This window comes from Chloroflexota bacterium (assembly GCA_026710945.1).
In the GTDB taxonomy this organism is placed as follows: Bacteria; Chloroflexota; UBA11872; order VXOZ01; family VXOZ01; genus VXOZ01.
In genome coordinates this window covers 14379-33470 of sequence record JAPOQA010000027.1, presented here as the reverse complement: position 1 = coordinate 33470, position 19092 = coordinate 14379, and the positions used below count along the sequence as shown (strand labels likewise).

16 protein-coding genes and 1 pseudogene are annotated in these 19092 nt (G+C 59.6%); 13 read left to right on the top strand and 4 right to left on the bottom strand.

Annotated features, from left to right (window positions below):
- Positions 1-48: 48 nt before the first annotated feature.
- Positions 49-819, top strand: a complete 771-nt coding sequence (locus OXE05_05065) for a hypothetical protein (GenBank protein ID MCY4436687.1) — start codon at positions 49-51, stop codon at positions 817-819.
- A 380-nt stretch (positions 820-1199) separates the two neighbouring features.
- Here the strand turns inward: OXE05_05065 and OXE05_05060 are convergent, their stop codons facing one another.
- Complete coding sequence (locus OXE05_05060) at positions 1200-1832, bottom strand: class I SAM-dependent methyltransferase (GenBank protein MCY4436686.1); 633 nt, start codon at positions 1830-1832, stop codon at positions 1200-1202.
- A gap of 124 nt (positions 1833-1956) precedes the next feature.
- Between OXE05_05060 and OXE05_05055 the strand changes: the two genes are divergently transcribed.
- The 5 genes and pseudogenes from OXE05_05055 to OXE05_05035 all read left to right on the top strand — a co-directional run bounded on the left by OXE05_05055 (position 1957) and on the right by OXE05_05035 (position 6127).
- Complete coding sequence (locus tag OXE05_05055; protein ID MCY4436685.1) at positions 1957-2808, top strand: PHP domain-containing protein; 852 nt, start codon at positions 1957-1959, stop codon at positions 2806-2808.
- Positions 2809-2910: 102 nt separating this feature from the next.
- Positions 2911-3329: pseudogene (locus tag OXE05_05050) on the top strand (DUF1801 domain-containing protein).
- A gap of 219 nt (positions 3330-3548) precedes the next feature.
- Entirely contained in the window at positions 3549-4454 is a 906-nt protein-coding gene (locus OXE05_05045) for a fructose-bisphosphate aldolase (protein MCY4436684.1), read from the top strand.
- A gap of 527 nt (positions 4455-4981) precedes the next feature.
- On the top strand, positions 4982-5545 hold the full coding sequence (locus tag OXE05_05040; GenBank protein ID MCY4436683.1) for a cob(I)yrinic acid a,c-diamide adenosyltransferase: 564 nt from the start codon (positions 4982-4984) through the stop codon (positions 5543-5545).
- Between the two features lie 162 nt (positions 5546-5707).
- A complete protein-coding gene (locus tag OXE05_05035) occupies positions 5708-6127 on the top strand; it encodes a DUF1640 domain-containing protein (protein MCY4436682.1) in 420 nt (139 codons plus the stop codon).
- Positions 6128-6276: 149 nt separating this feature from the next.
- Here OXE05_05035 and OXE05_05030 read toward each other — a convergent pair whose 3' ends face one another.
- Positions 6277-6723: a DUF192 domain-containing protein gene (locus tag OXE05_05030; GenBank protein MCY4436681.1), complete on the bottom strand. Its 447-nt coding sequence runs from the start codon at positions 6721-6723 to the stop codon at positions 6277-6279.
- Between the two features lie 351 nt (positions 6724-7074).
- Positions 7075-7833: an isoprenylcysteine carboxylmethyltransferase family protein gene (locus OXE05_05025; GenBank protein MCY4436680.1), complete on the bottom strand. Its 759-nt coding sequence runs from the start codon at positions 7831-7833 to the stop codon at positions 7075-7077.
- Positions 7834-8333: 500 nt separating this feature from the next.
- On the opposite strand from OXE05_05025, the gene OXE05_05020 reads away from it, so the two are divergent.
- Together OXE05_05020 and OXE05_05015 are read left to right on the top strand one after the other, a co-directional pair.
- Entirely contained in the window at positions 8334-9533 is a 1200-nt protein-coding gene (locus OXE05_05020; protein MCY4436679.1) for an L-rhamnonate dehydratase, read from the top strand.
- Between the two features lie 346 nt (positions 9534-9879).
- The gene (locus OXE05_05015; protein ID MCY4436678.1) at positions 9880-11037 is read left to right on the top strand and encodes an L-rhamnonate dehydratase; all 1158 of its coding nucleotides are present in this window, start codon (positions 9880-9882) and stop codon (positions 11035-11037) included.
- 50 nt (positions 11038-11087) lie between these two features.
- On the opposite strand, the gene OXE05_05010 is transcribed toward OXE05_05015, so the two are convergent.
- Entirely contained in the window at positions 11088-11804 is a 717-nt protein-coding gene (locus tag OXE05_05010; protein MCY4436677.1) for a hypothetical protein, read from the bottom strand.
- Positions 11805-11982: 178 nt separating this feature from the next.
- Here OXE05_05010 and OXE05_05005 point away from each other — a divergent pair, with 178 nt between their 5' ends.
- The 5 genes from OXE05_05005 (at position 11983) to OXE05_04985 (ending at position 19081) form a co-directional block, all read left to right on the top strand.
- On the top strand, positions 11983-13443 hold the full coding sequence (locus OXE05_05005; protein ID MCY4436676.1) for an FxLYD domain-containing protein: 1461 nt from the start codon (positions 11983-11985) through the stop codon (positions 13441-13443).
- Between the two features lie 303 nt (positions 13444-13746).
- Complete coding sequence (locus OXE05_05000) at positions 13747-15624, top strand: ABC transporter ATP-binding protein (GenBank protein MCY4436675.1); 1878 nt, start codon at positions 13747-13749, stop codon at positions 15622-15624.
- Positions 15624-17429 carry an ABC transporter ATP-binding protein gene (locus OXE05_04995; protein MCY4436674.1) on the top strand — a complete coding sequence of 602 codons (1806 nt, stop codon included), beginning with the start codon at positions 15624-15626 and terminating at the stop codon, positions 17427-17429. Before OXE05_05000 ends, OXE05_04995 begins: the two co-directional genes overlap by 1 nt.
- 154 nt (positions 17430-17583) lie before the next feature.
- The gene (locus OXE05_04990) at positions 17584-18549 is read left to right on the top strand and encodes a branched-chain amino acid transaminase (GenBank protein MCY4436673.1); all 966 of its coding nucleotides are present in this window, start codon (positions 17584-17586) and stop codon (positions 18547-18549) included.
- Between the two features lie 154 nt (positions 18550-18703).
- On the top strand, positions 18704-19081 hold the full coding sequence (locus OXE05_04985; GenBank protein ID MCY4436672.1) for a hypothetical protein: 378 nt from the start codon (positions 18704-18706) through the stop codon (positions 19079-19081).
- The last annotated feature ends 11 nt before the right edge of the window (positions 19082-19092 follow it).

Genomic DNA, 19092 nt, shown 5'->3' with positions numbered 1-19092 from the left:
TTTGGGAAAACTGAGCACAATCGCACTAGGACACGCTGGAGGCGCAGCATGGGAACCGATTCCAAGACCAGTTCGTTCGCTGTGGAGCCGGTGGTAACCGGGCCCGTGATGCAAGCCCGGCGCGCCGGCAGAGGTCCCGCCATCTGGCTGGCGGGAGATCCCGCGGATCTCAAGCCCTGGATGGATCGCGGCGCCGCCGGTATCGTTACGAACACGGTCGTACTCAACGACATGGTGAAGAAATACGGTCAGATTAGGGACGTCGTGCAGCGCTATCTCGACATCACCGACAAGCCCGTGGTCGTCGAGGTGGACGGCCACTCGACGGACGCACTGCTCGATGTCAGCCACGTCTTCACAAGCCTGTCAGATCAGATCATCATCAAGATTCCCTGTACTGTACATGGGTTGGGGGCCTTTCGGCGCTTGGCGGAGGAGGGCATCGAGACCTACTGCACGACCGTATTCTCGTTGCCCCAAGCCGCCGCCGTCGCCCAGGCGGGCGCGACCCACATCCTCCCCTTTTGCGAGCCGGTGAAGCAGATGGGCGGCGATCCGACCAAACTCGTCCGTGAGTGCGTGCGCATGTTCGCAGGCTGGGAAAACCGCCCCTACGTCACCGCCGCTCTTGTCAGGAGCGTCGAGACCGCCTACGCCGCCCTCCGCGACGGCGCCGACGGCATCATCATCTTCTGGCCTATCTTCCAGGAGATGCTGGACCACCCCCTCACCGACACGTGGAACGAGACCTTCATGGCTGAGTGGAAGTCTATGCACCAAGCCGGCCAGCTGGAAGGTGTCCCCGTTCGACTCGATTAGCTCTCTACCTGGGTTGATGGGGTGCGAGACCGCACATGCAAGGTCAGGGCAAGAGGGACGTAATCCAGCCGCATGCAACCCAAGTCCCCTAGATCTCCTGTAGCGCGGGGGCTTGCCCCCCGCTCTTTGGCTCTATGATGGCGTCGTACCTAGGCAGCGAGTCTTCAGCGGACGCAGACTCTAGCGTTTTGAACGCCTCTAGAAGCTATTTCATAGATCGGCTCGACAAGCCGACTCGCGCTTCGACAAGCGCTTCGCGCAGCAGGTTTCGCGCAATACCCAGCACGAACAGATTCTTACCATTTTCGTTCGCCCTGAGCCTGTCGAAGGACAGGTTTACGCAGAGCGACGCATTTATGAGACGAACTCTAGTCAAAGCTCTACTGCGGCTTCATACCACAAATGTAGCGCAGTTCGTGCACATGCGAACCTTCCGGGCTGTGGTCTTCCGGGTCCGCAATCAAATCAGTTTCGAGGATCATGTAATCGGCAAAGTGCGCACGGAGATCGGCGTCGGTGAAATAGTGCGCGGGCCGTCCGGGACGGGTCTCGAAAGTCTCCGGTTCGACTGCTTTGCCTTTTCCGTACGTTGCCTCTTTCTCTGAGAAGACCACAAAGAAAGCCAAGCCTCCCGGACGCAACCAGCGCTGGCAGCGGCGGATCATATCTCGCCGTTCCGCAGCCAGAAAGAGGTGGAGGACGTTGAAGCAGTAAATGGCGTCAAAAGTCTTGCCAGTCAGGACATCATCCAAAACGGAGGCGTGAATGTAGCGGCTGCCGGGACTTTGGGACTGTGCGATAGCGAGGGCGGTCTCGGATACCTCAATGCCCGTCACGTCATAGCCAGTGTCCGCGAAGAATTGGGCGTTACGCCCATAGCCGCTACCGGGGATCAGAAGGGTTTGGCTGCCATGCTGCCTAAAAAGCGCGTGGGCACGCTCTACCGACTTACTAGGCCGGTCACCCCAAATGGCGCCTTCAGCAGCGTAACGCTCCTCCCAAAACACCGACATCGCGCGGAAACCTCTTTGCACATGCACATACTTTGGCGGCAGGCCGTAGTGTATCATAGGGGAAGTATGACTGAGCAGCGCCACACAATGACTTCACACCTACCAAGCAGCTTAGTTGCGGCTCATGCCCGGCATTGATCTCCACCTGCACACTACCGCCTCCGACGGCGCGTTCGCGCCTGCTGATCTCGTGGGCATGGCGCATGAAGCCGGGCTCGACTGCATCGCCATCACCGACCACGACAGCACTGATGGCGTCGCCGCCGCGCAGGAGGCCGGACAGAATTGCGGCGTGCGCGTGATCGCGGGGATAGAGTTTAACACCATGTGGCACGGCCAGTCCGTGCACATTCTCGGCTATTTCGTGGACACGGAGCACCCGGAGTTGCAGGCAGTCGTTGCCCGGCAACGCGACGGGCGGCTCTACCGCGCGCAGAAAATAGTTGAAAAACTGGCCGCGCTCGATATGCCGCTCGTATGGGAAGACATCCTCGCAGATGCGGACGGGGGCGCCGTGGGACGCCCACACATAGCCAAAGCCATGCTCGCTCAGGGCTACGTGAACGATGCTAACGAAGCCTTTGACAAATTTCTTGGACACGGCATGCCGGCCTACGTGGAGCAACCGAAGCTCACGCCGGTTGAAGCCGTCGCGCTCCTGCACCGCGCCGGGGCCGCCGCCGGGCTAGCGCATCCGTTTAACGTGGAAGGGGCGGACCAGGTGGACTTGGATAAACTCGTACCCGAGCTTGCAGAGGCCGGCCTCGACGCCATCGAAACGTACTACACCGGATATGAGGCGGAGCAGCGTGCCGACATCCTGAACATGGCGGCGCGCTTCGACTTGATCCCCACCGGCGGCAGCGACTTTCACGGCGGCGGCATTCTAACCCAAGCGGAATTGGGCGCTGTTAGCGTGCCTGCAGAGTCTCTGGCGCGGTTGGAAGCAGCAGTGAGGCAACACGCAACGCTCTAAGAGTTTGCGACGGCCATTCCTTCATTGCCGGAGGGTACGGCTTCTTTGTCCTCACTCCGCATGAGTGAAAGCGGGATGCGAAAAAGGACTTTGCCGTCGGGCATGGACAGAATCGAAAACCCCAATGTAGCGCAAGTATTCGACCGTTACCCGGAGGCTATGCGCAAGAAAATGCTGCGGCTTAGGCAGATCGTCTTTGAAGCGGCAGCAGAAACAGAGGGCGTTGCTGCCGTGGAAGAAACCCTAAAGTGGGGCGAGCCGAGCCACCTCACCACAGGCGGCAGCACAATTAGAATGGACTGGAAGCAGAAGTCGCCACACCAGTACGCGCTGTACTTCAACTGCAGCACGTCGTTGGTTGATACGTTCAAAGCACTCTACAACGACCTCTTTACGTTCGAGGGAACAGGGCTATCGTGTTTTGCGAAACCGACGAGCTACCGGCGGATGCATTGAAGCACTGTGTCTCACTCGCTTTGAGGTATCATCGCTTGAAACACCTGCCGCTTCTGGGCGCATAGCTTCACTCCGGGTCCCGCTTGGCGCTGCGCATGGGCTCTAATGGGAAAGTCCAGCCGGAATTTACAGCAGTAATGCCTCGCAATTTCCAGCAAAAGCGGTACAATTTCCAAGGGTCGCATAACGATGGCGAGGAAAGACTCAAATTCGGTGAGTTGGGCAATTGGTAAACTTTAAGAGCCTTCACGGCGAAACCTAAGGGGGCTGTCTTGGCAAATGAAATGACAAAGCAGCGGGTCACGCTGGACGACCTAGAGCTAAGTCCTGGAAAGTACGTGCGCCTGCAGCGCCTGCTCTACGGCTACGGTCCCGGCAACGGCACCATGATGCTCCTGCCGGTAGACCACGGCATGGAGCACGGGCCGGTGGACTTCTTCGACAATCCGGATGCGCTCGATCCCGACTACATCTGGCGGCTGGCGGTGGAAGGCGGGTTCTCGGGCGTGGCCTTGCAGTACGGCAACGCATTGAAGTACATGCGTCCATATGCCGGTCGGGTGCCGTTGGTGGTGAAACTCAACGGCAAGACTAACATTCCGCCCGACGATGACCCGCTCAATCCGCTCAATGCCACGGTCGAAGATGCCGTGCGCATCGGCGCTGACGCCATTGGCTACACCCTCTACATGGGCTCGTCGCGCCAGGATGAGGACTTCGCCCAGTGGCGGCAGGTGCGGCAGGACGCCGACCGCTTCGGCATGCCGACCATCATGTGGGCGTATCCCCGCGGCCAGCACATGGAGGCCAAAGGCGGCCGCGACAGCTTCTACGCCATCGATTACGCGGCGCGCGTGGCGTGCGAGCTTGGCGCGGACGTGGTGAAGATCAACATTCCCAAGATAGATCTTGAAAGGGACAAACTCTCACCTGCTCCCTACAACACGATGGAAGTCACGCCCGACGAGGCGCTGGCCAAGGCGGTGCAGTCGGCGGGAAAGACACTGGTGCTGATCTCAGGCAGCTCGCGCGCCAGTGATGAGGAAGCCTTGGCAAAGGCCCGCCTCGCCGTGCAGTCCGGTGCTACCGGCTTCATTTTCGGCCGCAATTGCTTCCAACGGCCGTGGGACGAGGGACTCGCCCTGGTGCATCGCATGCGCGACATGCTGCGCGCAGCCACGACGGAATAACGATCAATCGGTTGGGGCAATGAACTCTTGCGGGAACAACTGACTGGCAGAAGCAGCGTAGACCTATCCGCCTAATGAGGCTCTCTGTCTGCAAAAGCTCATAGCCGTTCGCCGTGAGCACTTCGGCAAGCTCAGTACAGGCCTGTCGAAGGGCAAGTAGCACAACCCACAACCGTTCGCCCTAAGCACTTCGGCAAGCTCAGTGCAGGCCTGTCGCAGGGCAAATGGCACAACCCACAACCGTTCGCCCTGAGCACTTCGGCAAGCTCAGTACAGGCCCGTCGCAGGGCCAACGATGGTAAGAAAGCGCTCTTACAGAGCACTATAGTCCCGTTCACGACTGGCGAGGAGATGTGTTGCCAGAAGCGAATCTTGACGTGCCGACGCGTCTCGCTGTCAATACTTTGACCCTTCGGCAGGCTCAGGACAGGCAAGCTCAGCACGAACGGGAACTTGCACGAACCAGGTGGAAACACCATCCGGCCTAAGCGCGTTAGCGGGGACCGGCACAGGAGGCCGGCAGTTCAATGCCCATCTACACCGGCGGCGGTGACGACGGCACCACATCCCTCTTTGGCGGCGAGCGTGTGCAAAAACACGCGCTGCGCATGGATCTCATCGGCACCATCGACGAACTCAGCGCCGTGCTGGGAGTGGCGATAGTACACCTGCCGAGTGCACAGGCCGAGTTTTCCGGCCTGCTCCAGCGCATCCAGAGCGAGCTCTTCATCATGGGCGCGGACGTCGCCACGCCGCAGGAGCCACGGGCCTACACCATCCCCCGCATCACACCGGCACATGGGAAAGCCTTAGAAACAGCCATCGATGCAGCGGACGCGCAACTCCCTCCCTTGACTGACTTCGTGCTCCCGGGCGGCACGCCCGCAGCCGCCGCGCTCCACTTGGCCCGCGCCGTCTGCCGCCGCGCCGAACGGATCGCTGTGGCTCTGGCCCAAGAAGAAGACCTCTCCAAACCCATTCTGATCTACCTCAATCGCCTCTCCGACCTGCTCTTCACCCTCGCCCGCCTCGCCAACCACCAAGCCGGTGTCGAGGACGTGCTGTCCAAGAGTGCCGATCCTATGGCATAGGCATGGTATGCTAGAGGAGCAGAAAGCACAGAATTGCGAAACTAACGAGGGCGCAGGTCGGCAGAATAGACAACGAAGGTAGAGGATGCGTACCGTGCCGACAATGTTCATACAACGTGCAGGGCATTGAAAGAGGCAAGCCTTGAGCAAAGGGATCGATACATGGCATTGTTCGACACCCACAAAGCGGTAAAGACGCTGACGGGCGCGGGCTTCAGTGAGAATCAAGCAGAAGCCCTGATCGATGCTGTTAGCGAAGCGCGCGGGGACGCGGCGACCAATGATGACCTGCAAGCCTCGGAACAGGCTCTCAGAGCCGACCTGCAAGCCTCGGAACAGGCTCTCAGAGCCGACCTGCAAGCCTCGGAACAGGCTCTCAGAGCCGACCTGCAAACCCTCAGAGCCGACCTGCAAGCTTCGGATCAGGCCATTCGGGCGGATATGCAGGTGATGGAAGAGCGGCTGAGAAAGCACATTGCGGAGCAACTGGGGAAGCAGACGTTCCAGCTTCTTGTGGCGATTTCCGCGCTTGCCGGCGTGGTGTCCGGCATTGTGATAGCTGTGCTGAAGCTGTTCCCGTAACGGGGCAGTATCACATGGAACAATTCGTGGCATCAGCCCGGTAGCGCAGGTTGAAAACCTGCGCCCACGTAGCACAGAGGCAGTCCTCGTAACCGATTTCTCCTTTGGAAGCGCGGCATAGGAACCTTCCTCCGTGCCTCCCTCGCTTTTCAACCAGCGTCTTGCGGTGTGGGGGTCTCGTCGGCGCACGACGCTATGCGGCTGCCGATGGTGATGCCAAAACGTTCTGCCGAGCCGGCGTTCAGTTCCAACACGTGGGTGATTGGTTCATCGGGACGGTAGCGCGGCAGTTGGTCGTCCGGCGTGTCTGGCGGCTGGGGTGGGACAGAGGCATGTATCTGCACCACGGTACCGTCGCGTATCCAGATTATGTCTAGAGCAAACAGCATGCCCTTCATCCAGAACGTCGGCTGTTGCGGCTCTGGTAAGACGAACAACATGCCGGCGTCTTCCGGCAGTCCGGCATAGCCGCTCAGCCCGGCCGCCCGCTCTGACGGCGTATCGGCGACCTGCACACGGATGCGCGCCTCGTTGACGCACAGTTCATCCTCGAACGCCAGCGGCACCTGCTCATCTGACGCGACGCGCGTGGCCATGCCTTCTAGCAACTCCGTATTGGGGTCTCCACAGGAGACTAAACAAAGAACTGCGATTGCAAGCACGGCCCCGGCTGCGATACATCTTACAATTTGCCTTGTGCTCTTCATGTCAGAATCATATCACGTGAATATCCTTTGCTGACCTGCGCGCACATTAGGCCATCGAAACCCATCCCGGTTCGACAAGCTCAGCATGGGCGCTTGCGCACTGTGAGCAACTCCCCTGTTCTGGTCTTGGATAGCCGCTTTGTGCCATTTCGATCAATGAAGAGCGGATGCGGAAAATTGCGATTGGCAGATTTTACTGCGCACAACTACACCGAACTCAGGCGAATTTCCTCTTGGGCGTCACCGCAAGCGCGGCAGCCAGCCGGGCACGTTCTTCCTGTAGCTGCGAAAGGCGTCACCGTGGGTACGTTCCAGGTAAACGTCTTCATTCGCCGCTAAGCGGATATAGGCCGCAAGCAGCACCGGGAACATCAGCAGCGTGATGAGCGTCGGCCATTGGATGAGAAAGCCGGCCATGACCAGCACAAACCCCACGTATTGCGGGTGGCGTACGTGGCGGTATAGGCCATCGGTCACCAACGCGCCGCGAGCGCGGTACACGCGCCACCAACCCCATCCCATGAGAACGAGCCCGGTCAAGACGACGGCACTGCCGCCCCATTTCAGCATGGGCACACCCACGCTCAACCGTACCCAGCCCAGCCAGTCCAGGGCCACGGCCCAGAGGTGACCTTCGCTGCCGTCCAACCCGATAGAGAAGCCAAAGACGCTGCTCAGCAAGTAGATGGTAAAAGGAATGCCGAACATCTCGGTAAAGAGCGCGATGAGAAACGCAGGCCCCAGCGCCGTCTGCCGCCAGTCGCGACGCGGCAGTGCCACGAGAAACCCCACGACAAAGAGAGAGAAGAAGGTAACTGACAGGATGACCGCCGGCCAGTTGCCGTACCACGGCCGCTGATCGAGGTAGAGAAACCACACGAGCAGCGCCGTTGTCACCACCAGCGCCACGAGGTAGAGCACGATCACTCCGGGCTTTACGCCCACGTAAATGCGCTCGTTCGACTCTTCAGGTTGCCGACGTGGTTGTTCGGATCCCAACTACGATTCTCCTTTGCCGGATCGGACCGGCAGTCTGCTCTGACGTAGCGCGGGGGCTTGTCCCCCGCTCCCCAGCGCGCAATCAGATTCGCATCCGGTGGTCGACTCAAGGCACTTCACTCGCGCTCACCGTAGATTCTACGTGGATTGAGCGCCTATGGGCATTGGATCCGGCCGCTGTGCGGGATGCTGAAGGGCCAGGGCACATCCCAAGCACTAACACACACAAGTCCTGCCGGTTATCATAAGACGGTACAATATGGATTCCTTACTGAACACCGCCTCTTCGGAACGGTTAGGGTAGGTTGGCAGCGATAAGCCCTCACCCAAGCCTTCCCATGCGAGGAAAGGGCGCTCATCGCCTTCAAAGTGTGTTTGGCAAGGATCTACTTAAGGGGAGAATGACATGCACTTGGCCAAATTGCCGAGAGTGTCCCCGCTCGCCTGATTCTGCCATACCATCCAGGTTTGTCACACACCACCAATAGAGGACCGGACACGTGAAGATCATTGATGTTGAGGCCTTCATTCCTCACTTGCCGCCGGAGCCGCCCAGTTGGCTCTCGCACATTCGGGTGGCCAATCCCATGTCGCGCTATCCTGAATACGGCGAACGGCGAGCGCTGTGGCAAGGGCCTTTGGGGCCAATCATCGTGCGCATCAGAACGGATGAGGGACTAGAGGGCCTCGGACTTGGAGGCGGCGGCAATCCGGCGTGCTTTATCGTGGAGCAGCACCTCAAGCGCTTGCTCGTCGGCCAAGACCCCCGTGATACCGAACGCCTCTGGGACCAGATGTTTCGCGCTTCGCTTCCATATGGGCGCAAGGGGTTGCCGCTCATGGCCATTAGCGGCATCGATAACGCGTTATGGGACATCAAGGGCAAGGCCGCCGACCAGCCGGTCTACAAACTCCTGGGCGGCGCCACCAAGCCTGCCATACCGGTCTACGCCACCGGCAATCAGTCCGCCGTGTACAAGTCGCTGGGCTTTGTAGGCAATAAAGTCGCCATGCCCTACGGCCCATGGGACGGCGTCGAGGGCATGAAGCTGAACGAGAAGCACGTAGCGGACGCACGTGAGGCGCTAGGTCCTGACATGCTGCTGATGCTGGATTGCTACATGGCCTGGGACGTCACGTACACGCTGCGCATGGCCGAGCGCCTGCGCCCGTACAACGTCTACTGGATCGAGGAAGCCCTGCCGCCCGACGACTACGAGGGTTACGCTGAAATCCGGCGTCGCATTACCTGGACGCGCATCACCACCGGCGAGCACGAGTACACGCGCTATGGCTTTCACGAGCTCATCCAGCGGGGCTGTGCCGACATCCTGCAGCCAGATCTCGCCTGGTGCGGCGGCATTACCGAGGCCCATCGCGCCGCGCAGATGGCTGAACCTCACGGGATCGACGTCATTCCCCACGTCGGCGCTACTGCCAGCTATCACTTTTGTATTGCCCACGGCAATGCGCCTCTCGTAGAGTTCATCTTCCGCGCAGGTGACGGCAGCGAACTTGTGCCGGTACAGCCCTTCTTCAGCGGCGAGCCGCTGCCGGAGAACGGCCGGGTGCGCCCGCCGGAAGCGCCCGGCTGGGGCTATGAGATTGCGCCGGAGGTTACGCTGGAACGCCCGCACCCCACGTCCGAGAGTAAAGAGGAAGCCGCGGCCGGATCGGCGGGTCTCGGCACAGGAGAGTAGTCTCCAGGAGCACTGGGGCAGCTGTTACCGCAGGGTGAGACAGACCAACGGAACTGGAACTAAGGACGGAAGTCCGGTATTTTTTGGGATGCCGTTCTCCTTTTTTTGCAGTAAAGGCGAAATGGAGGACATTCGGGTTGCGCGGCAAGCTGACATCTCCTGGGTTCCAGCGTTCGCCGGAATGACGAACAAATCGTAGCGCGGGGGCTTTTCCCCGCTTCTTGGTACCATTGGAACAAACACCGTCATGGGTGAGTTCTTCTGTGATTCAGTTAATATGGGTCCCAATCAGCATGTCGCTGATGGTTTGTGAAAGTTACGAAGAAATGAGATAGCCGCGCTTGCCATGAAGATCATCGACATCGAAGCCCTCATCCCTGAGACACCCAAGCGGCGTAGCTGGCTCGTGGCGGAGCGCATGGCCAGTCCGATGTCTGGCTACCCCGAATACGCCGAGACGCGCAGTTCGTGGCAGGGCATGGTGCCGCGCACCATCGCCCGTGTCACCACTGATCAAGGCATCGCGGGCATCGGCGTGGGCGGCGGCGCGCCCAGTTGCCACATCATCGAACACCATCTCAAGCCTTTGCTCACAGGCAGGGATCCCCGCGATACCGATCTGCTCTGGGACCTCATGTACCGCGCCACGCTCCCCTATGGGCGCAAGGGTCTGCCCATCATGGCGATCAGTGCGATAGACAACGCCCTCTGGGACATTAAAGGCAAGGCCGCCGCTGTGCCGGTCTATGTGCTGCTTGGTGGCAAATCGCAAGAATCAGGGCAACAGCCGCCTCGCGTGTCCCTCTACGCCAGCGGCAACCGCTCCGAGGCCTACCCGTCTTTGGGTTTCACCCGCAACAAAGTCTTCATGCGCTATGGGCCGCATGACGGCCCCGAGGGCATGCGCCGCAATGAGACGCAAGTGGCTGAAGCCCGCGACGCGCTTGGGCCGGATCGGCTTCTTATGGTTGATGCCTGGATGGGCTGGGACGTGCCATATGCCATCGCCATGGCCGAGCGCCTGCGCCAGTTCGACATTTACTGGCTGGAGGAACCCCTCTTTCCCGACGACTATGACGGCTATGCCACGCTCCGCAAGCGTCTACCCTGGCTGCATATTGCCTGCGGCGAGCATGAGTACACCCACTTTGGCTTCCATGATCTCATCAAGCAGGGTTGCGCCGACGTCTTGCAGCCCGATCTCGCCTGGTGCGGCGGCATTACCGTTGCCCGCCGTGTGGCGGCTATGGCCGATACCCACGGCCTGCAGGTCATTCCTCACATCGGCGGCGTGATGAGCTACAACTTCGTCGCGGCGCACGGCGTGTGTCCTATGGCCGAGTTCATTTTCGGCAGTGGCGACGGTACGGAGATCGCACCTATTCATCCGTTCCTCACAGGAGAGCCGCTACCTGCAAACGGTGAGGTGCAGTTAGGTGATGCGCCGGGATGGGGAGTGGAGCTTTCGCCGGAGACCGCGTTCACGCGCCCTCATCCAGCGTAGTCTCGGCTAAGAGCTATAAGCATAGTCTCTGCTACGAGCATAGTCTTCGCTCACAGCCATTGCTCCGCGATCCACTCTTGGATCAAGGTGAAGAGCTGGCTTTCGCTGAGTATCAGGCTCACCACGAGCAAGCCCGTCCACCCCACGAAGCTGGCAAGCAGCGCCTTGGCAATCGAACCGTTCAATGCCGGGCGCAGCGCCAATACGCCATACTCGATCAGCGCAAGGTAGGTAAGTGCGGCAAGCGTGACACCGTAGAGCGGAATCACTTGGAAGAATAAGAATATGGCAGGAACATAGGCAAAAGCGAGGGTTCTGAAGACCTGCATGAAGCCTGCACGGCTGCGGAAGAGTACCTTGCAGAGCGCGTAGGCCACGATCAACCAGATTGCCCACGATACCATCGCGTCGCTCATGGCCCTGGCGACGAAACTGATAGAGCCGAAGAATCCGAACCAGAACAACCCAATGAGGAACAAGCTGATGTTCTGCACCACGACGACGATCAAGACCGCCGACAGCGCTTGCAGATTTGCCGATTCATCCTCGTGCACTTCTTTGAACACATCAGTGTTCAACATCACGCCGTGCAGCATACGCTCGATGAGCTCAACCCAGCGTACGTAGGGGTCGAGACGGCGAATAGGCACCATCGCGACACGACCGAATAACGTCTCGCTCCAGGGCCGCCGCTTGCGTTCGGGCAGCGGCTTTGCCTTGTAGTCTTCGTCGAGCGGCTTCATCCACGCTCGCGGTACGCGACTCATGAATTCTCCTACGCTGGTTGTTCACGGTACGCTGTCGCGCCAGGCCGGCGCATTCCGTACACTGCTTCCCCAGCACTGAGCGTAGCACACTCTCTTGTCGCGACGCACCGCTTCGGCTAGTATAGGTAGCGCCTACAACTGCCGTTAGTTCTAATGTACCAAATCAAGAGTGACGCATATGCAACGACTTCGTCTTCTTAGTAGCCTCATAGTGATACTTCTCGTGTGGCTCTCTGCGGCTAGTGCCGTGCAGGCGCACGGCGATGAAGCCGACCATACTCACGCGCCCAATGCACCCGACTTTGCCACGGGTGACGGCTGGTACTACACACAAACCGGCAGCGGCACCGGCAAGGGCTACGCTATCACGAACTACGGTGACATAGTCTTTTGGAGTAGCTTTCAGCAACTCGGCGGCGTGCCGGCAGTGGGGTACCCGGTATCTGGACGCTTCATTCTAGATGGCTTTGTGTACCAGGCAACTCAAAATGTCCTCCTGCAGTGGGACCCGGCATCGAACAGCGTAAATATCGCGAACACGTTCGATATGCTCTCTGACGCCGGCTATGACGCTTGGCTTGAAGCCTTTCGTCAGATTCCCAGGAGTTTCGATTGGTCGGCAGACGATCCCGTGAACGACTGGGAAGGCACGGTACAGAATCATCTTACTGCCATCTTTGAGCCGCAGCCCGGCGACACGCCGCAGCTAAACGCCGCGCGTGCCGCATTGAAAGAGCGGTTTCTCAGCAATCCCCACTGGCTGCTCCACTACGGTTTGCCTTTGGCCATCCAGGACTTCGGATCGATGGTCGTCATACGCGCACAGCGCGTGGCTCTGCAGTATTGGAATGTACATACGGACTGGGGAGCGAGTCCCGGTGACGTGACGGTAGTGCACGGTGGGGACCTTGCCAAAGAGTCCGGCCTCATACCGGCAGCGGCTACGTATCCACTGGATGCGACTCTCGCTATCTTGAGCGCATTGAAACCTCCTACCGGAGACCTAACTTCACCCCGAGCGCCGGCAGGCACATCGGATTCTCTTGACATCGTGCGTATTGCCACTGGCGGACTTGCCGATCTGTTGTCCATCGTAGGGTCGCCATCTGTCATTGCATCGCCCCACGGCAACTACCGTATCTACGTACAACTGCGCAATGACTCCAGTTTGACCATTTCCACCGCTGCCGAGGTGCACTTGCTCGATGCTAGAGGCGCCGACTTAACGCATGCCACCGGCAGTATCACAGCCCTGCTGCCAGGGTCAACGCGCGCGGTTCGTTTCTTATCCGTTGACCCATACGCTGCTGTTCCCGCAGCGGTAGAACTCGGCTTTTCCGGCACGATGGCCGTTCGCGAGAATTACGAGCACGATATCAGCTTTAGCGGTGTGCATTACGAGCGCGAAGGAAGTCTCCACGTCCTCCACGGGTCGGTCACGAATAACGGCCCACGCACCTATAGCCTCGATCTCGGCGGCGCTCTTTTCGATGCCAACGGCAACGTGCTCGGCATGACCACCGGACTGGTGAGAAACCTCCTCCCAGGAGAGACACAAGAACTCGAGCTAACTACTGACGAGAACGTGCAGGGTGTAGCCGCCCACACGGTAGCCATAAACATGATCGTTCCGAGATAAGTCCTCTCCCCTTTCAAGCGATATCGCCCTGCGACACGTAGGGCGATTCACGCTGTCTCCCACTGCCCAGCTGCAGCCACTCCTCTTGACACCATGGAGTGAAAACTGCCCTTCTTTCTCTTCCTTGCGGTGCTCGCGCTTGCTACAGCCTTCTGGCTGAACTGACGTTCACCAGAATCTATCCGCAATTGAGCGTTTGCTGCGCATAGGGCAAACGGAAAAGGCATGGCGCGACCTAAAACGCAAGTCCGCCTACCGATTCCTGCAATTCGATAAACCTAAGCAACCCACACTGGAACGATCATGAATCTCGCATACCCGTCCTGGCTGCGGGAGCCCGTAGTGCTCCTGGGGAACACCACGGCGCGGATTACTTACATCACCAGTCTTGTCTGCAAAGAGGCTCCTTTTGCCGGATCTCTGCTCGTCGTGCAGAGCCTTGCTTCCGGAGCCACCACGCCATTCATCGTATGGGCCATCAGTGGCCTCATCGACGCTCTACCCCGCTCAAGCTCCGACCAGTCCGATGTATGGCCCGCCGTGGTCCCCTGGTTGCTGGTGCTGCTGGTAGCCTTTGTCATCCGGAGCCTCGACGGCGCTCTTGGAGACTACCTCAGTCAACTGACAGGCTTGCGCCTCGGCGCCGCCGTACAGCACATGGTGTGTGAGAAGGCAATCTCACTCCCTCTAAGCACCTTCGAACGGGAAGAATACTACACCAAACTGCAGGTAGCCGGAAAAGAAGCAGGCAGCGCCCTCAGCGATCTTCTGGAGAACCTGTCGTGGCTGCTGACTTCGCTGGTCGGCGCTACCGGGTTAATGGTGATATTCTTCAGTGCCCATTGGCTCGCTGGTGTGGCCTTGGTAGCCGTGATGGCGTTGCGATCTATCGTGCAATCCGTGATCGAACGACATATGGTTGAAGTCACGTACCGGAACTCGCCTCGGTGGCGCGAAATGTCCTACTGGTCGCGCTTGCTCACCAGCCGCGAAGCGGTCCCCGAACTGCGGTTGTCCGGTCTTGCCGACTATCTTCTCCGCCGCCGCCGTGGTGTCTTTCAGCGCTTCTTGGGGGAGGTGATGGCCGCCCAACGCAAGATGGCGCTGCCAGGATTGGCGAGTGTAGCCGCGCAAGAGGGCGTAGCGCTGATTGTCGTGCTCGTCCTGCTGGTCGCCCTCAGCGGCAACATTACGCTGGGCAGCGTGGTTGCGCTCTTGTACGGATTGAGCCGCTTTCGCACCCTCGCTGACAACGTCTCTGCCGCTCTGGGGAATGTGTACTCGGATCTACAGTATGCGGAGTATCTGCAAGACTTTCTTGCCATAGAGTCAGAACCCCCGGCAACACAGGGTGAAGAGCAAGAACTTCAACGACCGCTACGCCAGGCTATGCAGTTTCACCGTGTGAGCTTCACCTACCCGGGCGCAGTTCGACCGGCCCTGACTGACCTTGAGTTGTCGCTGCGGCCCGGTGAGCGGATCGCGCTCGTGGGCGAGAACGGCGCGGGCAAGACCACGCTGGTGCGCTTGCTCTTAGGACTCTACCAACCTACCCAGGGGACTATCACCGTAGATGGCGCGGACCTGACGACCATTCATCCCGCAACGTGGCGGCGCGAAGCAACCGCCATCTTCCAGGACTTCGTCCGCTATCCCACAACGGTGTTTGAGAACATCGCCTATGGCGATTCATCTTTGCTTGCGCAAGGTGACCAAGCGAGTGATGTCATTCATCCGCGCATCACCGCCGCTGCAGCAAAGAGCGGTTTACACGGGTTTGTCTCGGAACTGCCGTCCGGCTACTGGACGTACCTCGGCAAAGAGTGGCCGGGCGGTATGGAACTCTCCGCCGGTCAATGGCAGCGCCTGGCGCTCGCGCGGGCCTATCTGCGTGACGCTCAGATCGTTGCACTCGATGAACCCACCGCCGCCTTGGACCCACGAGCCGAGGTCGAGTTCTATCGACAGTTTGTTGAAGTGGCCGCCGGTCGCACCGCGGTCCTCGTCTCGCATCGCCTCGGGGCGGCCCGGCTGGCCGACAGGATCGTGGTACTCGCCAGCGGCCGCATTGTTGAGGAAGGCGACCACACGGCCTTGCTATCCCTCGGCGGCGTGTATGCTCAGATGTTCCGTCTGCAAGCGCACTGGTATAACGCCGCCGCAAACACGGAGCGCGGCTGATGAGCGATTCACAGAACACCAGTGCTCGCCCCTGGCAGCGCCTCACGTACCTACCGCGTACGCTTGGCTTGGTACTGGCCGCCGATGCCAGAGGCGCAGCGCTTCTGACCGTCATAAGCGCCGGCATGGGGCTGTTTATCGTGGCAGACGTGCATGTCTTGCGCCGGCTCGTAGAGACGGCCCAGCAAGTATTAGAAGGCAACGCGCCGGTTAGTACCGCTCTCTACTGGGGGCTCGCCCTCGCCTTGCTTGCCCTCGCGCACGCTGCCGTGCTTTACGGCAGGGATACGCTGGCCCTATACCACCAGGAGGTGTTGGCTGCCTCTATTGACGAGCGCTGCATCCAACAGGCGCAGGCCATGCCGCTGGAGTGGTTCGAACACGACGAGCATTACGACCTCTTGCACCGAGTGCGGCGCAGAACGGTCGAACGTCTGGGTTCGACCATGCACTTCTCTTGGGAGAGTCTTTCACAAGTGGTAACGCTGACGTCCCTGCTCGTGTACCTCGGGCAATTCCACTGGGGACTGCCGGTGTTGCTGGCAATCGGAACGACGCCAGGCGTGCTGCTGCGCGAGCGCCTGCTCCGCCAAAAGTACCTCATGCAGCGCGCACAGACTCCACGAGAACGCCGCCTCGCGGTCTATACGGGACTAATGACCGGTCGGGAGGCAGCCGCCGAGGTGCGGCTATTTAGTTTAGGGCGGTGGTTGCTCAATCAGGCTGGGGAACTCCGCCAAGCTCTTAACCAAGAGCGGCTACAACTTGCGGCCCGCGAGGAGAGACGCACCGTGGTATCCGACGGGCTGAATGGCGTGGTACATGTCTTGGCGCTGGGATTGAGTGTGGGCCTATTGGTCAACGGTCACATCAGTGTCGGTACGGCGGTCGCACTTTTTGCGGCGATTGAGAGCTTCCAAATGACTTACTCGGATCTGATCTGGGGCGTGTCCCTGGTGTATAACGATCTCCGCTATCTGCAAGATTTCTTCACGCTGATAGACAGCCCATGTATTGACTTGAAAGCAGGCCGCAGGCTGCGTCAGCCGCTGACCGCACCCATCGAATTGGACAACGTCTCCTTCACCTATCCGGGGGCGGAACGACCTGCCCTTTCCGGCCTCAATCTCTCGCTCCGGCCCGGCGAGCGGATCGCGCTCGTGGGCGAAAACGGCGCGGGCAAGACCACGCTCGTCAAGCTCCTGATGGGCCTGTATAGTCCGACGTCGGGCCGTATACTCGTAGATGGAGTTGACCTTACTAATATTGCACTTGCTGATTGGTACAAGAAGTTCGGGACTGTTTTTCAGGATTTCCTCCGCTACCAGACTTCTGTGCAGGAGAACATCACCTTCGGCTGGCTGGATGGAGCCGATGACAGAGAGCATCTAGAATCAGTGCTCGCACGCAGCGGCGCGCAAGAGGTGGCGGCAGCACTGCCGGAAGGACTTGACACACCGTTGGGCAAGGAGTTTCACGCCGGCGCGGAGCTATCGGTGGGGCAGTGGCAGAAGCTCGCGATAGCCCGGGCCTACTTCCGGCCGGCCGAAATTCTCATTTTGGACGAACCCACTTCGGCCCTCGACGCCAAGGCGGAAGCGGCGGTCTATGCCCATTTTGCCGACCTGGCGCAAGAGCGCACCGCTGTTCTCATATCCCATCGTTCGGCGTCATGCCAGATTGCGGACCGGATCCTGGTGCTGCGGGAGGGCCGCTTGGTCGAGCAGGGCACACATGACGCGCTGTTGTCATCTGGTGGCGAGTATGCCGAGCTTTACCGGCTCCAAGCTGCTGCTTACCGTTAGCACGCATATGCGTGTCTCGTCCGCCCCAGAGGACGCACCACTTGCCAAGAGGCGCCACCGCTGGCAAGTGGGACACAGAGTTTGCACGGCCCTCATAAATGGGGCATGATAAAGCGTAAGCATTTGCGCTCAAGGGCCAGTTAGGAGGTCGGTCGTGGGAGAACCGTTCGCGTATTTTGAAGGTAATGTGGTGCCGCTTGGTGACGCCAAAGTAGGCATCATGACTCACGCGCTCAACTACGGCACCGGCTGCTTTGAGGGCATTCGGGGCTATTGGGTGCCGGAAGACGAGCAAGTCTATCTCTTTCGCGCGCGTGAGCACTTCGAACGCCTGCATCGTTCGGCGCACATCTTGCGCATGAAGGTGCGTCTCAGCCCGGAAGAGCTCACGCAGCTTGCGTGCGACCTCGTGGCAAAGTCCGGCTACAGAGAAGACGTGTACGTGCGTCCGCTCGTTTACAAGAGCGCCGAGCAAGTGGGACTTTCGCTGGTGCGCACGGCTCCTGACGGCGAGTTGGAGCACGTCCCCGACGACTTCTTCATGTTTACCGTGCCTTTTGGGGCATACTTAGACTTGGACAAGCCGATCCGCGTCACCATCTCACCGTGGCGGCGCATCGACGACAACGTGATTCCGCCCCGCGCCAAGGTGACGGGTCTCTACATCAATTCCGCCCTCGCTACCTCTCAAGCCAAGGAATTGGGCTTCGACGAAGCCATCATGTTGAACGGCGACGGCTCGGTTTCGGAGGGCCCCGGCGAAAATATCTTCATGCTGCGCGACGGCAAGCTCATTACCACCGGACCGGATTCAAACATCCTGGAAGGCATCACCCGCCACGCGGTAATGACCCTGGCGCGGGAAGAACTCGGCATAGAAGTGGTGGAACGGCGCATCGCACGCACCGAGCTCTACATTGCCGATGAACTCTTCTTTACCGGCACGGCCGCGCAGATTTCGGCCATTGGCGAGGTGGACGGCAGGACAATTGGCAACGGCGAGATCGGCCCGGTAGCAGCCCGCCTCCAAGAGGTCTTCTTTGAAGCGGTGCGCAACCGCAGTCCGAAATACAGCGACTGGTGCGCTGCCGTCTATCCTGTTGGCGCCAGCGTAGGGTAGGAAAAGGTGAAGTCCGCTAGCTCCCTACGGTAGTTAAGCGCCCAGCCTCACCACAAGCCCAATCCCTCCGTATTTACCCATCCCGCCGCACATCGGATTGCACGCTGAAACAGAGTGGCACACGCGTCTCGGGAGACGCCGCCGAGGAGGCAGGATGGCAGAGCAGACACACGGCAACCTAGAGACTGAGCTTGCCCCTACCTACCGGTTTTGGAAGGACAAGGCGTTCTACTTTCTGCTAGTCCTTGCCGTGCTGATCAACCTCGCCTTGCTCGGGGCCATTTTGACCATCTTCCCGGAGCTCCCGGAACGGCTGCCCATTCTCTTCAACGCGCAGGGACAAGCCGATCTGGTGGCCAACAAGGTCTATCTCTATCGTTTGCCGCTCGGTGTGACGTTACTGACGATCTTCAACGGTGCGGTGATTGCATTCCTCGTGAAGGACAGTTCCTTTGCCGCCCGCATGCTCATGGTGGCAACCTGCTGGATCGGGTTGCTGCTTTTGGCCGGACTCTGGTTCATCATTCGCTAAGGAGAATGTGT